This window comes from Stenotrophomonas maltophilia group sp. SKK55, from assembly GCF_057179845.1.
Map to the genome: position 1 here is coordinate 694,439 of NZ_JBXUHP010000018.1, position 14,303 is coordinate 708,741.

Consider the following 14,303-nt stretch of genomic DNA (forward strand, 5'->3'; position numbering starts at 1 on the left):
CCGATGGAAATGACGTCACGCGCATCCAGCACCGCGCTGGAACCGGCCGCGCTGCTGGAGGGCTTCCTGGCCCACCCGCCGCTCGGATTCGAGGCGGGTCGCCTTCCCAGCGGCCTGCCGACCTTCCGTGCCCCGTTGGACCTGACCACCACGATGGACGACGAACTGCGCGGCAGGCTGCTCGGCCTGCCGCTGTCGCGCCTGTGGCGGCCTTGGATCACCTGGAAGACGCGCTTCGTCGGTGCCACCAGCACCGAGTACACCCCGTTGCCGGCGCACGTGGCGCCGGAGGCGCTGGCCGAGGACGTGACACGTCACGCGATCGGCGATACCCGGCTGCTGGTGGTGAAGGACCTGGCGATCGATTCACCGCTGCTGGACGACGCCGCCAACGCACACAGCGGCGCCTTCCTGCAGGCGCTGCTGGCACGCGGCTTCGTCGAACTGGAAGGCATGCCGCTGGCCTGGGTGGCGATCGATTTCGATTCGCTCGAGGACTATCTCGGCCGCCTGTCATCCTCGCGCCGCAAGAACATCCGTCGCAAGCTGCGTTCGCGCGATGACCTGCAGATCGACTGCATCGCCACCGGCAACCCGGCCCTGGCCGACCCGCAACTGCAGGCCGAACTGTACGCGCTGTACCTCGGCGTATACGCGCAGAGCGCGGTGCATTTCGACCAGCTCGACCTGCCCTATTTCCAGTACCTGCTGGCCGACAGCCAGGGCCAGGGACGGATGTTCCTGTACCGCCACCAGGGCCGGCTGATCGGCTGGAACCTGTGCTACGTGCATGCCGGCAAACTGGTGGACAAGTACATCGGCCTGGCCTATCCGCAGTCGCGCGAGCACAACCTGTACGCAGTGAGCTGGATGCACAACCTCGAGTACGCGCAGCAGCACGGCCTGAGCCACTACGTGGCCGGCTGGACCGACTCGCGCATCAAGGCCGAACTGGGTGCGCGCTTCACCTCCACCCGACATGCGATCCATGCTCGTTCCCCGTTGCTGCGCGCTGCGCTGCGCCGGCTGGCACCCTATCTGCAGGGCGAACCTGATGGAGGCGGTTGAATGATGCCGTTGCGTTCCCCGCTGATCCTGGACCTGGACGGTGGCGTGCTGCCGCTGCCACAGGCGCAGACCCTGGCCCTGCCGCAGTGGCATGACCCGCTGCGCTTTGCCTGCAGCAATGCCACCCTCGACCGTTTCGCCGCTGACGTGCTGGCACCGCTGCCGGCCCTGCTCGGAACCGTCATGCTCGGCAGTGGCGACTTCCACCACCTGAGCCTGCCACTGCTGCGCCGCATGCATGGGCAGGCCCCGTTCCAGCTGGTGGTGCTGGACAACCATCCGGACAACATGCGGTTCCCGCTCGGCATGCACTGCGGCTCGTGGGTGAACGCCGCCAGCAAGCTGCCGCAGATCTCGCACATCCATGTGCTCGGCATCACTTCCAGCGACATCGGCCCCGGTCATGCCTGGGAGAACCACTGGCGACCGCTGATGGGTGGACGCCTGACGTACTGGTGCATGGACGTGGACGTGGGCTGGGGCCACCGCCTCGGCATGGGCCGTGCGTTCCGACGCTTCGAGCACCCGGAGGCACTGGTCGCCGCGTTCGCCGCCGAGCAGGCCACATCCCCACAGCCGACCTACCTGTCGATCGACAAGGATGTATTCGCCGAGGACGTTGCGCGCAGCAACTGGGACCAGGGCCGCTTCCAGCTGGAACACGCACTGGTGGTGATCGAAGCACTGCGCGCCGGTGGCCTGGTCGGCAGTGACATCACCGGCGAAGTCTCGCTGGCGAACTACCAGAGCCGCTTCAAGCGCTGGTTGTCGTCGCTGGATGGCCAGCCGGACATCAGCGCCGATGATCTTCCCGTCTGGCAGGCGCGTCACCAGCAGGTGAACCGCGAACTGCTGGCGGCAATCGCCGCCGCACCGACGGCCTGCTGACCGCGTCGGCAATGCCGGCCGTTGGCCGGCACTACACTGGGTTCCCACCTCGGAGCCGCCGCCATGCCCCAGACCGTCATCCCGCAACTGCGCATGCGCCACGCAGACACCACCCTGCCGTTCTACGTGCAGGGGCTGGGTTTCGTGGTCGACTGGGAACACCGCTTCGAAGCCGGCTTCCCGTTGTTCGCCCAGCTCACCCGCGATGGCCAGACGATCTTCCTCACCGAGCACAGCGGTGACTGCGAGGTCGGCAGCGCGGTGTACTTCATCGTCGACGACGTCGACAGCGTGTACCGCGCCTTCAGCGCCGCCAGCGTGCCGATCGAGCAGCCACCGCATGACACCGACTGGGGCAGCCGCGAAATACTGCTGCGCGACCCCGACGGCAACCGCCTGCGCTTTGCCACCCACCTGGACTGAACAACGCGGGCTTGAGGCAAATATACGAAACATATACGATTCGTACATTCCCTGCTCCAGGACCGCCAATGGGCATCGTCAACATCGATGACACCCTGCACGACCAGCTGCGCCGTGCCTGCACCGTCTCCAGTCGCTCGATCAACGCCCAGGCCAACTTCTGGATCCGGGTCGGCATGCTGTGCGAAATGAACCCCACGCTGAGCTTCCAGGACATCGTCGCCAGCGAACTGCGCGCCGCCGGCGTGCAGCCACAGGCGCTGGCACCCGGACGGGCCTGACGTGGCGGTGATCAAGCAGCCGCACGAAATCGCGCTGATGGCCGAATCCGGGCGCCTGCTGGCGCAGGTGTTCGCCGCGCTCGACCGGCTGCCGCTGCAGGGCCGCAGCACGATGGAGATCAACGAGTTCGTCGAACGCATGATCGTCGATGAACTGCAGGCGCGGCCGGCCAGCAAGGGCCAGTACGGCTTCCCGTATGTGCTCAACACCTCGATCGACAACGTGGTCTGCCACGGCGTTCCCAGCACCACCGACGTGCTGCGCAATGGCCAGATCGTCAACCTCGACATCACCCTGGAGAAGAACGGCTACATCGCCGACTCCAGCACCACCTACCTGGTCGGTGAGGTCGACTACGCCGCGCGCAGGCTGGTGCAGACCGCCTACCAGGCGATGTGGAAAGGCATCGCTGCGGTGCGCCCCGGCGCACGCCTGGGCGACATCGGCCACGCCATCGCCCGCCACGCGCGCAGCCACGGCTACAGCGTGGTGAAGGAATACTGCGGCCATGGCATCGGCCAGGAAATGCACGAGGAACCGCAGATCCTGCACTACGGCCATCCCAACGCCGGCAGGGTGCTGGAGGAGGGCATGGTGTTCACCATCGAGCCGATGCTCAACCAGGGCAAGCCGGCCATCCGCCAGCAGCCGGACGAATGGCCGGTCTACACCCGCGACGGCAAGCTGTCGGCGCAGTTCGAGCACACGGTGGCGGTCACCCGCAACGGTGTACGCGTACTGACCCTGCGCCCCGGCGAAGCGCCACTGTGCGCGGTCGACGCGGCCTAGAGCGGACGCAACAGCAACAGTGTCGCCAGGCAGAACATGAAGACCGCCACGGCGGCATCCAGCACCCGCCAGGCACCTGGCCTGCGGAACACCGGCTGCAACAATCGCGCGCCATAGCCCAGCGTGCAGAACCAGGCGACGCTGGCCACGCAGGCCCCGGCGGCGAAGGCCCAGCGCAGATCGCCCGGGTAGCGCGTGGACAGGCTGCCCAGCAGCACCACCGTATCCAGATAGACGTGCGGGTTGAGCAGGGTGAACGCCAGGCAGGTCAGCAGCACCTTCCGTCCGCTGCCGCCCTGCGCCTCGGCGGCGGCCAATACGCTACCACCGCGCCACGCGCGCAGCCCGGCCCGCAGGCCATACCAGAGCAGGAATGCCGCGCCACCGAAGCGCAGCACCTGCAGCAGCAGCGGCCACTGCAGCACCAGCGCGCCCATGCCACCGACGCCGGCCAGGATCAACGCGGTGTCCGCGCCGGCGCAGGCCAGCACCACCCTGCCCACATGCCGCTGCTGCAGGCCCTGGCGCAGCACGAAGGCATTCTGTGCGCCGATGGCGATGATCAGGCCGGCACCTGCGAACAGGCCGGCGGCGGTAGCGGCGATCCACATCAGGACAGGCCAGGCAGCGAGGGGACGCGCAGGGTGCGGCCACCGCCCCTGTTTAGACAATCTGATTTTTCTTTATCCTGTGCAGGAAAACTGAAGGGGCACCGGCATGGATCTGGTACATCCACAATTGGCCGCATTCGCTGCGGTGCTGGAAGAAGGCAGCTTCGAGGCCGCGGCACGCCGCCTGTCGATCAGCCCATCAGCACTGTCGCAACGGATCAAAGCGCTGGAAGACAGGCTCGGGCAGGTCCTGGTGGTGCGCCAGGCACCCTGCCGACCGACTGCTGCGGGGGAAGCGCTGCTGCGCCGGGTACGCCCGATGCAGGCGCTGGAAGCCGAGGCGCTGGCCGAGCTGCTACCCGAGCGTGGCAACGACGCTGCGCGTACGCCCATCCCCCTGGCGGTCAACGACGACTCGCTTGATACCTGGTTCGTGCCCGCCGTCGCCGACCTGCACCAGCGCCATGGCTACCTGTTCGACCTGCGCATGGACGACCAGGACCACACCCTGCAGTTGCTGCGCGATGGCAGCGTGCTCGGCGCAGTGACCGCCGAAAGCCAGCCGGTGAAGGGCTGCAACGTGTACCCGCTCGGCGCCATGCGTTACCACGCGATCGCTTCGTCCGGCTTCGCACGCCAATACTTCAACGATGGCATGCAGGCCGCGGCCCTGGCGCGCGCACCGATGCTGGTGTTCAACCGCAAGGATGAACTGCAATGGCGCTTCGTGCGGCGCCTGACCCGCGCGCGACTGCAGCCGCCGCTACACTACCTGCCCTCTTCCACCGGTTTCGTCGAAGCCGCCGCGTGTGGACTCGGTTGGGGCATGGCCCCGGAAACCCTGGTCGCGCCCGCCGTGCGCGCCGGCCGCGTGGTGGTACTGGAACCCCGCCGCTGGCTGGATGTGCCGCTGTACTGGCAACATGCCGCCGTGCGCTCAAGCACGCTGCAGCACATCACCCAGGCGCTGCGCACTGCAGCCAGCGGCACCCTTCGTTGAGGACAATCCGATGACCGCAGACTCGGGCTTCACGCCGCGCGCACTACCGTTTGCGCACTTCTTTACCACTGGGACGGCATGGGCGTGAACGGCCGACGTACAAGGATGCACCGCGCGAAGGCCGCGCTGGCGCTGGTGCTGGCGACCTGCCTGCCAACCGCTGCGTCCGCGCAGAACAGCAACGACGCCCCCGCATTGGACTGGGAACAGGCACGCCAACGCCTGGAGCAGGTCTCCGATGCGCTGGCGGCCGCTGATGCAGCGGTACGCAACAAGCAGGACCTGCAGGACGCCACGCGCCTGCTGCGCCTGCCGGAGATCACCGGCGAAGTGCGCCGCCTGCAGTTCCAGAAGACCCTGACCCTGCCACTGGGTTCGCTGGCGCCCGTGGCTGAAGCCTTCGGTATCGATTCGCCGCTGTCGTTCACCGAGCGCGACTGGCGTACACGCCCGGTAGTGACCGCGGTGCTGCCGCTGTACACCGGCGGCGTGATCCCGGCCGCGCAACGTGCGGCCAGCGCCGCCCATGAGCAGGCCAACGCCGAGCGCGAGGCGCAGCGCCAATCATTGACCGTGCAGCTGGCCCAGGCCTACTTCGGCCAGCGCCTGGCCGAGCAGGCGGTGGACGTGCGCCGCGACGTGCGCGACGGCCTCAACCGCCACCTGTCCGATGCAGAAAAGCTGGAACGCGAGGGCTTCGCCACCCGCGCCCAGCGCCTGCAGGCCACCGTGGCCCGCGACAAGGCCGAGCGCGAGTACCAGAAGACGGTGAACGACCTGGCCACGCTCAAGGCCGCGCTGTCCACACTGCTGCGCAGCGGCGGCGAGGTGCAGCCGGTATCGCCGCTGTTCGTGCAGCGCGTGCCGCTGGAACCGGTGGCCAGCTTCGAGCGCACGGCGCAGGCGCGCCAGCCGCAAATCGCGCGCTTGCGCGCGATGGTGGCGCAGGCCGAACAGGGCGTGCGCGTGCAGCAGGCCAAGCTGAAGCCGCAGATCTTCGCCTTCGGCCAGTACGACTTCCGTCGCCGCGACGAGATGCTGACCGACCCGGACTGGGCGTTCGGCATCGGCCTGAAGTACACCTTCCTGTCGCCGAACTTGCGACCGGCGCAGATCAGCGCTGCGCGTGCGCAGCAGGAGCAGGCCGAGGCCGGCCTGCGCGAGGCCGAGAACCAGGTCGCGCTGGGCGTGCGCAAGGCCTGGAACGAACTGGAAACCGCGCGCCAGCAGTTCGTGCTGCTCGACAGCAGCATCGCCCAGGCACAGGAAAACCTGCGCCTGCAGGAGCTGGCATTCCGCGAAGGCCAGGCCACCTCGCTGGATGTGATCGATGCGCGGCTCGGCCTGGGCGGCGCCCGTGTCGAGCGCGCACAGGCCGCCTACCAATACGACATTGCGCTGGCACAGTTGCTGGAGATCAGTGGACAGATGGACCGTTTCGAAGAATTCCGGCGGCGTGCGGACGAGGTGATCGACCATGAGTGATGTGCTGCACGACGATGCGACGACGCCCCCCGGCAAGCGACGGCTGGGACCGATCCTGCTGGTGGTCCTGCTGGTCGCGGTGGTGCTGGGCCTGTGGCTGGCCTGGCGCAGCCCGACCGACCAGATCCAGGGCATGGCCGATGCGGACACGATCAACGTGGCTGCCAAGATCACCGCGCGCGTGGCCGAGCTGAAGGTACGCGAGGGCGACCGCGTGCAGCCCGGGCAGGTGCTGTTCCTGCTCGACAGCCCCGAAGTGGCTGCCAAGGAACAGCAGGCGCACGGCGCATTGGCGGCTGCGCAGGCGGTGGCCGACAAGGCCGACGAAGGCGCGCGCAGCGAAGACATCCGCGCCGCCGAAGCGAACTGGAAGCGGGCCGAAGCCGGCGCGACACTGGCCGAAGCCACCTACCAGCGCGTGCAGAACCTGTTCAACGAAGGGGTGATGACCCGGCAGAAGCGCGATGAAGCGCATGCCCAAGCCACCAGTTCGCGCGAACTGGCCCGCGCCGCCCGCGCGCAGTACGACATGGCATTGGCCGGCGCCCGCGAGCAGGACAAGCGCGCCGCGCAAGGCCAGGTACAGCAGGCGCAGGGCGCGGTGGCCGAGGTCAACGCCGCGCGAGCCGAAGTGGAAGGACGCGCGCCGGTGGCGGGCGAGATCAACAAGCGCATGGCCGATCCGGGCGAGCTGGTGCCGGCCGGCTATCCGGTGTTCACCCTGGTCGACATCGACCGCATGTGGGTGGCGATGAACCTGCGCGAATCGCAGATGCAGGGCCTGAAGGTCGGCAGCAAACTGCAGGGAAGCGTGCCGGCGCTGGGCCTGGATGGTGAGTTCGAGGTCTACTTCATCAATCCGGCCGGCGACTACGCAACCTGGCGTACCACCCGCCAGTCGTCCGGCTATGACGTCCGCAGCTTCGAGGTGCGGGTGCGCCCGGTACGCCGCATCGAGGGCTTCCGCCCCGGCATGAGCGTGCTGTTCGCATGGCCCCAGCACTGAGCCCGGACCGCAACGGCTTCGCCGCTTCGTGGCGGCGCGAGCTGCAGTCGCTGCGCGGCAACCGTGCCGACCTGCTGCTGGTCACCTTGCTGCCACTGCTGATGCTGGTCGTGATGGCATGGATGTTCACGCCGTCGGTGATGCGCGATATCCCGATTGCTGTGGTCGACCTTGACCACAGCAGTGACAGCCGCCTGCTGCTGCGCATGCTCGACGCCAGTCCCGGCGTACGCGTCGCCAGCCAGCCAGCGGACCTGGAGGAGGCACGTTCGCAGCTGCGCAGCCTGGACGTGTTCGCCATCGTGCTGGTGCCGCGCGATGTCACCCGGCAGGCGCTGCGTGGGCGCCAGGGCACGGTGTTCGCCTATTACAACGCCACCTACATGACCACCGGCCAGTCGGCGTCGCGCGACATCGGCGACGCGGTTTCCGCATGGAACGCACGCCTGCTGCGCGAGCGCATCGGCCTGCAGGTCGGCCCGGGCAAGCTGCGCGCGGCGCCGATCGCGGTGCAGTCGGACATCCTCTACAACCCGGCGCGCAGCTACGAACTGTTCCTGCTGCCACTGATCTTCCCGGCGGTGCTGTCACTGGTACTGGCACTTGCGGTGGCCGGCAGCCTCGGCCGCGAGATCCGCGATGGCACCCTGCCCGCCTGGCTGGCTCGCACGCCGTGGTCGGCGATTGCCGGCAAGGTCGCGCCGTACCTCCTGCTGTTCTCGCTGTATGGCGCGCTCGGCATCGGCTACCTGGCGTGGCTGCGCGGCGATGGTGTGGCCGGCAGCGTGCTTCTGCTGCTGCTCGCGCAGCCGTTGTTCTACCTGGCCACGGCCGCCTACGCGCTGTTCTTCGTCGGCGTCACCCGCGACATGGGCACCGCGTTGTCTGCGGTCGGTCTGAGCATCGGCACCGCACTGGCGTTCTCCAGCGCTACCTTCCCGGTGCTGGACGGGCCGTTGTTTACCCGCGTCTGGCACCAGCTGCTGCCGTTGAGCGCCTACATCAAGCTGCAGACCCAGCAGCAGTTCATCGGCTCGCCGCTGCAGGTTTCGGCATGGCCGCTGGCTACGCTGCTGTTGATGACGGTGGTGGCCGGTGGCATCGGCGGCCTGCGCCTGATCGCCTTTGCACGCACGCCTGCCGCCGCACAATCCGCAGGGGCTGACGCATGAGCATGCTCTGGCGCAGCCTGCGGCAGACCCTGATGGCGGTGCTGTGCGACCGCTACGCGATCGTGGTGATGGTCGGTGCGGTGATCCTGTATTCGTTCTTCTATCCAGCCGCCTACCGGCACCAGGTGGCCGGCAACCTGCCGGTGCTGGTGGTGGACGAGGACCATAGCGCGACCAGCCGCGAGCTGCTGCGCAAGCTCGACGCACTGCGCGTTGCGCGCGTGGTCGGGCAACCGGCGGACGTCGACAGCGCACGCCAGCAGCTCGAAGCCGGCCACGCCGAAGGCATCGTCGTGATCCCGGCCAACCTGGAGCGCGACATCCTGCGCGGCCATCCGGCCAAGCTGGTATTGCTTGGCAACGGTGCCTACCTGGGCCGCGCCAGCTGGGTGCTGGGCAGCGTAGCTGATGCGCTGGGTGCGTTCGGGCGTGATGCGGTGGTCGGCCAGGCCGCCTTCATGGGTGCGCCGCAGGCACCGCCGGTCACCCTGGTGCAGCGCCCGCTGTACAACACGCAGGAAGGCTATGGCAGCGCCATCGTGCCCGGCGTGGCCGAGCTGATCGTGCACCAGACGCTGTTGATGGGCATCGGCGTTCTGCTCGGCGGCCGCCGCCTCGCACTGGGCCGGCGCCTGCGCTTCGACCTGCCGACGTTGGCCGGCATGGCGTTGGGCTTCGGCCTGATCGGCCTGTTCGGCCTGTTCTGGTACGCCGGTTTCACTGCCTGGGTGCAGGACTATCCACGCGGCGGCAACCCGATGGGCCAGCTGCTGGGCGGCACCTTGTTCATCGCCACCACCGTGGCCTTCGGCCTGTTCGTCGGCAGCTTCTTCCGCACCCGCGAGCGCGCCTTCCAGTACATCATCGCCACCTCCATCCCGCTGTTTTTCCTGGCCAACCTGTCGTGGCCGGCGGTGATGACGCCGCAACCGCTGGTCTGGCTGGCACAGCTGCTGCCGACCACCTCGGGCATCAATCTGATGGTGCGCCTGAACCAGATGGACGCCCGCCTGGCCGACGTCAGCCACGAACTGATCACCCTCACCGTCCTGCTGCTGCTCTACGGCAGCCTCGCCTCCTGGCGCCTCCTCGCCCAAAAGGGGACGGAGGGAATTAAGTCGTAAGCGGCCAGTTCAAGCGGCGCGGCATGGCCGCTTTGACCCACGTTTATGGATCCGGGGCGTACCAGAACGGGATGCGGAACGCGCGGCGCCGTCCGGCCCCCCGCTCGCCGCCTGCAGCATTCCACACCAGCTCCAGGTCATGGCGTCCGGGTGCGAGTCCCCGGGTAGGCAGGTACCCCACCAGGCCCCGCATATCCAGGTCACGCCGCTCCATGGGCACGAAGCCATGCAGGTCGACCGGGGTGCCGTCCAGCTTGACCAGCCAGAGCCGGGAAAGGCACTCCACTGCGGCATTGGCGGCCTGTTGCCCGGTGGCCTCATTGCGCGCGTCCGGAAGTGCGGTGCAATGCTGGCGCGCCAGCGGATTGTCGCGTTGCGGGCGATGCGGAATGAACAAACGAAGCTGCGCACCGCTGATCGTGTCCGACGGGATCATCGGGTACGGCAGCAGCTGGTCATGCGCCGAACGCATCGATTCGTAATGCGCACTCAGCATGCCGTGCTCAACCGCCGCTTCCGTGACGATCTGGTAACGGTTGAACAGCGAGAACTTCAACGACGCCATCACCTGCACGGCCGCCAGCAGCATCGCTACCAGCACCGCGAACAGGTAGGCCGCCATGAACGAGCGCGAGCGCAGGTTGCTCTGCATGGTCAGCTGCATGGTCTGCATCAGGCGCAACAGCGGAACCCGTTGCAGTGCCGCCAGCATGCCCTGCAGCAGTCGCTGCGGTCGCTCATGGGGCCGCCCGCGCGCCTGCCGCCGCGCCACGATCTTCTCCAGGATCCCGGGGGTAACAGCCAGCGCCAACATTGCGGCCAGCACGGTGCACAGGGCGAGCATGGCGACATGATCGGCGCCACCGGACAGCGCGCCGATCACCATCGACACACCAAGCGTCAGGACGGCCAATACCAGCGTGCCCGCCAATGTCTGTACGGCAAGCAGGGTGGTCGAGAACAGCATCGTCGCCAGCCGGTCGGCACGTTCGATGCTGCCATCTAGGCCTCCGTCCCGGGCCTGCAGGAAGGCGCGCGTGACCGCCCCCATTCTTGGCAGGCGCCCCCAGTCAATGCCATCGGGGAAATGCGACCTGAGGCCGATCAGCCCGATCCAGTAGCCGCGCACCGTGAGGTGGATGATCAAAGCCACTGCCAGCACATAGCACATGCCGACACTGATGCTGAAACCGAACCAGAGCATCTGGAAGTACATGCCTTCGGTGTGCAGGCTGCTGCGCGCCCAGGCGTCGAACAGATAACCCGGCACAGCCAGCAGCGCGAACGCCAGCAGGCCCGAAATGAAGAGCTCGAGTTCATCGGTGCGATCACGCACCCGATGGGGATGGGCAGTCGCTTCCGGTATCGGGTCGTGCCTTGCGAGCGGTGCCGGTTGGGGAGCTGGAGCCGATTCGTTCACTGGACATTCATCCGTTGAGTCGGCGCAGTATAGGCACGACGCCGGAGTCAGCGATACAGGTCCGGAACGAAGAACGCCGGCGCGGGGCCGGCGTTCGAGTACTGCGATGTGTAAGGGGGAACGGGCGCTGCCGGCAACCGATCAACGATAGACGCGCTCGCAACGGCGCTCGACCACGCGGTCGCCGTTCTTCTGCTGGCTGTTGCCCTGGATCTGGCGACCGGCCGCGCCACCGGCCACAGCACCGGCCACGGTAGCGAGCTTCTTGCCATTGCCGCCGCCCACCTGGTTGCCCAGCAGGCCGCCGATCACTGCGCCCGTGGCCGTACCCGCAATGCGGTTCGGATCGCGCGAGTTGCGCTGCACTTCCACGTTCTTGCAGACCACGCGGCTGCCGTCGTTGAACTTGCGTCCCTCATCGCGCGGGCCATACGTCTGCGCGCCGGCCACCGACGAAGCCGCCAGCAGGGTGCCCAGCACAAGCAATCGGGTCGAGGTCTTCATGGCCATCTCCTGAGTTCCGGTATGGCGCAAGTCTCCTCCTGCGGTTGGCAACCGGAAGTGAAATGCGCGTGTCCGCCACCTCATCGGCCATAGCGCGTTCAGGAAGAAAATCCGCGCCCATCACGATCAGCCGTCGTGATGGGCGCCGTCTCCCTACCGGCGTGCCACGTTCTAGAACTCTTCCCAACCACCGGCATTGGCCGCCAGTGTCGGCTCGATGCGCGGCGACAGTGCCGCCGGCCTGCGCACCGGAGTAACCGTCGCGGCCACCGCAGCCAGGGCCGGACGCACGGGTGCAGCCGCGGTTGCCGCACCGGTGCGGAACACCGATACCGCCTCGGCCAGCAGGGTGGCCTGCTCCGCCATGGAGCGTGCCGCCGCGCTGGCTTCTTCCACCAGCGCCGCATTCTGCTGCGTGGTTTCGTCCATCTGCACCACCGCCTGGTTGACCTGTTCGATGCCCGAGCTCTGCTCCTGCGACGCGGCAGAGATCTCGGCCATGATGTCGGTCACGCGCTGCACCGACGCCACGATCTCACCCATCGTAGTGCCTGCCTGGCGGACCAGCGCCGATCCATCGGCGACCTTGCCGACCGAATCCTCGATCAGGCCCTTGATCTCCTTGGCCGCGCCGGCTGAGCGTTGCGCCAGTGTGCGCACCTCACTGGCCACCACCGCAAAGCCCCTGCCCTGCTCGCCGGCACGCGCGGCTTCCACCGCCGCGTTCAAGGCCAGGATGTTGGTCTGGAAGGCGATGCCGTCGATGACGCTGATGATCTCGGCGATCTTCTTCGACGAGGCTTCGATGGCCGACATCGTGGTGACCACCTGGCCGACCACCTCGCCGCCCTGCGAGGCGACACCGTGCGCGCCGATCGCGAGCTGGTTGGCCTGGCGTGCATGCTCGGCGTTCTGCTTCACGGTGGAGGTCAGTTCCTCCATCGACGCCGCCGTCTCTTCCAGGTTCGCCGCCTGCTGCTCGGTACGCCGCGACAGATCGGTGTTGCCCGAGGCAATCTCGCCCGCTGCCAGGTTGATGCTGGACGCACTGGACTGGATGCGGCCGACAATCTGCTTGAGCTGATCGACGGTGGCGTTGCAGTCATCGCGCATGCGGGCGAACACGCCGTGGAAATCACCTTGCATGCGTACGGTGAGGTCACCGCGCGAAATCGCCTGCAGCAGCGTCGACACCTGTACCAGGTTCTCGTCGGTGGTCTGCATCAGACGATTGAGCCCGGCCACCATGTCGCGGAAATCGTAGGCGAAGCGACCTTCGTCACCGCGCAGGCTGAAGTCGCCTGCCGCGGCCGCTGTCGCCAACCGGCGGATCTCGCTGTTGATCGCCGACAGGCTGGTCTTGGTCTCGTCCATTGCCTGGGTGATCGCCGCCTTCTCGCCCGGCAGCGGATCCATGTCCACCGACAGGTCGCCACGGGCGTAATGCTTCATCACTTCGATCAGCCGGTTCTGCACTTGCACGTGCGAGCCGACCAGCGCATTCGTCTCGTGCACCATGCGCCCGTAGTCGCCGGGGAAGGCACCTTCGTCCATGCGATAGCTGAGGCTGCCTGCATCGTGCTGACGGGCCAACTCGCCCTGCGCCGCCATCACCGACTGCAACTGCGCCTGCATGCGCTGCATCGACCTGAGCAGCTGCGTCACCTCATCGTTGCCGGACGCGTCGATGCTGTTGTCCAGCCGCCCGTTGGCGATGCCGTCGGCCAGCTTCACCGCACCTTCCAGCGGGCGGGTCAGGCTGCGGGTGATGGCCCACGCGGCCAGCGAGCCCAGTATCAGGCTCAGCACGCCGAACACGATCGACAGCGTGCCGGTCCAGGATTCGGTTGAACGGTATTCCTCGCGGCTGCGCGCGGTCAGTGTCTCCTGATGCCGCAGCAGGGTCGAGATCGTCTCGTTCCATGCGGTAGCCAGTCCGTGCTCGGCGAGCAGTTCCTTGGCCGCACCGTCAAAATCACCCGCCTTCATGCGCTCGTGCAGATGCTGGGTGGAGGCGTCTGTCGCCTTGCGTGCCGCGTCGATTTTCGCAACCAAGGCATCGCCGGTGGCGTCGCGTGGAATCTTGATGTACTCGGCCCAGATACCATCGTAGGTCTGCGACAGCTCCTGCGCTTTCTGATAATCCTTGTCGAAATCCTCGCCGCGCTTGATCACCATCAGCCTGCGGTGCATCAACACTGCGTTGTTGGTATCCAGCATCTCGTTCAACAGCCGCATCTTCACCATGTTGACGTCCACCACTTTCGAGAACTGGGCAGACTTCAGATGGTTTCCGTACAGCGCCAGGCCGACGATGGCCACGATGAACAGCAGCAGCAAACCGAACCCGGCACCCAGCCGGGATCCCACTCGGAGGTTGCGTAGGGCGAGCATCTCAATTCCCTTGATCATGGCCGTATGATCGATGGCGGCGCAGGCAAGGGAAACTTTATAGGGCGATATTATTATATCGATCCAAAACTCTGGAACTGTGCAGACAGGTGTGAAATCAGACGACCCACGGACGTGTT

At 67.1% G+C, this 14,303-nt stretch carries 14 protein-coding genes; 10 read left to right on the top strand and 4 right to left on the bottom strand.

What is annotated here, in order from left to right; translation table 11 throughout:
• Positions 1-3 precede the first annotated feature (3 nt).
• From AC2A1N_RS12265 to map, 5 genes are all read left to right on the top strand, one after another.
• Positions 4-1,068, top strand: a complete 1,065-nt coding sequence (locus AC2A1N_RS12265; protein ID WP_484372363.1) for a GNAT family N-acetyltransferase — start codon at positions 4-6, stop codon at positions 1,066-1,068.
• A 3-nt stretch (positions 1,069-1,071) separates the two neighbouring features.
• Entirely contained in the window at positions 1,072-1,956 is an 885-nt protein-coding gene (locus AC2A1N_RS12270) for an arginase family protein (protein ID WP_484372365.1), read from the top strand.
• Positions 1,957-2,019: 63 nt separating this feature from the next.
• Entirely contained in the window at positions 2,020-2,379 is a 360-nt protein-coding gene (locus tag AC2A1N_RS12275) for a bleomycin resistance protein (RefSeq protein WP_484372367.1), read from the top strand.
• A 68-nt stretch (positions 2,380-2,447) separates the two neighbouring features.
• Positions 2,448-2,660 carry a ParD-like family protein gene (locus AC2A1N_RS12280; RefSeq protein WP_006425741.1) on the top strand — a complete coding sequence of 71 codons (213 nt, stop codon included), beginning with the start codon at positions 2,448-2,450 and terminating at the stop codon, positions 2,658-2,660.
• 7 nt (positions 2,661-2,667) lie between these two features.
• Entirely contained in the window at positions 2,668-3,450 is a 783-nt protein-coding gene (map, locus tag AC2A1N_RS12285) for a type I methionyl aminopeptidase (RefSeq protein ID WP_484372553.1), read from the top strand.
• Here the strand turns inward: map and AC2A1N_RS12290 are convergent.
• Positions 3,447-4,061, bottom strand: coding sequence for a LysE/ArgO family amino acid transporter (locus AC2A1N_RS12290; protein WP_484372369.1), 615 nt, complete (start codon positions 4,059-4,061; stop codon positions 3,447-3,449). The two genes, map and AC2A1N_RS12290, sit on opposite strands and share 4 nt — an antisense overlap.
• Positions 4,062-4,167: 106 nt before the next feature.
• Here AC2A1N_RS12290 and AC2A1N_RS12295 point away from each other — a divergent pair, with 106 nt between their 5' ends.
• The 5 genes from AC2A1N_RS12295 to AC2A1N_RS12315 all read left to right on the top strand — a co-directional run bounded on the left by AC2A1N_RS12295 (position 4,168) and on the right by AC2A1N_RS12315 (position 9,848).
• Positions 4,168-5,061 (top strand): LysR family transcriptional regulator ArgP, encoded by an 894-nt coding sequence (locus tag AC2A1N_RS12295; RefSeq protein WP_484372371.1) that lies wholly within the window; start codon positions 4,168-4,170, stop codon positions 5,059-5,061.
• A gap of 78 nt (positions 5,062-5,139) precedes the next feature.
• On the top strand, positions 5,140-6,546 hold the full coding sequence (locus AC2A1N_RS12300; RefSeq protein WP_484372373.1) for a TolC family protein: 1,407 nt from the start codon (positions 5,140-5,142) through the stop codon (positions 6,544-6,546).
• Positions 6,539-7,552 carry an HlyD family secretion protein gene (locus AC2A1N_RS12305; protein WP_484372375.1) on the top strand — a complete coding sequence of 338 codons (1,014 nt, stop codon included), beginning with the start codon at positions 6,539-6,541 and terminating at the stop codon, positions 7,550-7,552. Before AC2A1N_RS12300 ends, AC2A1N_RS12305 begins: the two co-directional genes overlap by 8 nt.
• Complete coding sequence (locus AC2A1N_RS12310; protein WP_171955915.1) at positions 7,537-8,724, top strand: ABC transporter permease; 1,188 nt, start codon at positions 7,537-7,539, stop codon at positions 8,722-8,724. Before AC2A1N_RS12305 ends, AC2A1N_RS12310 begins: the two co-directional genes overlap by 16 nt.
• A complete protein-coding gene (locus AC2A1N_RS12315; RefSeq protein WP_484372377.1) occupies positions 8,721-9,848 on the top strand; it encodes an ABC transporter permease in 1,128 nt (375 codons plus the stop codon). The genes AC2A1N_RS12310 and AC2A1N_RS12315 overlap by 4 nt, the downstream gene beginning before the upstream one ends.
• Before the next feature lie 43 nt (positions 9,849-9,891).
• Here AC2A1N_RS12315 and AC2A1N_RS12320 read toward each other — a convergent pair whose 3' ends face one another.
• From AC2A1N_RS12320 to AC2A1N_RS12330, 3 genes are all read right to left on the bottom strand, one after another.
• Positions 9,892-11,184: a hypothetical protein gene (locus AC2A1N_RS12320; RefSeq protein WP_185807363.1), complete on the bottom strand. Its 1,293-nt coding sequence runs from the start codon at positions 11,182-11,184 to the stop codon at positions 9,892-9,894.
• 225 nt (positions 11,185-11,409) lie between these two features.
• Positions 11,410-11,778, bottom strand: coding sequence for a glycine zipper 2TM domain-containing protein (locus tag AC2A1N_RS12325; RefSeq protein ID WP_005415760.1), 369 nt, complete (start codon positions 11,776-11,778; stop codon positions 11,410-11,412).
• A 165-nt stretch (positions 11,779-11,943) separates the two neighbouring features.
• Positions 11,944-14,166 (bottom strand): methyl-accepting chemotaxis protein, encoded by a 2,223-nt coding sequence (locus AC2A1N_RS12330; RefSeq protein WP_484372555.1) that lies wholly within the window; start codon positions 14,164-14,166, stop codon positions 11,944-11,946.
• Between the last annotated feature and the right edge of the window lie 137 nt (positions 14,167-14,303).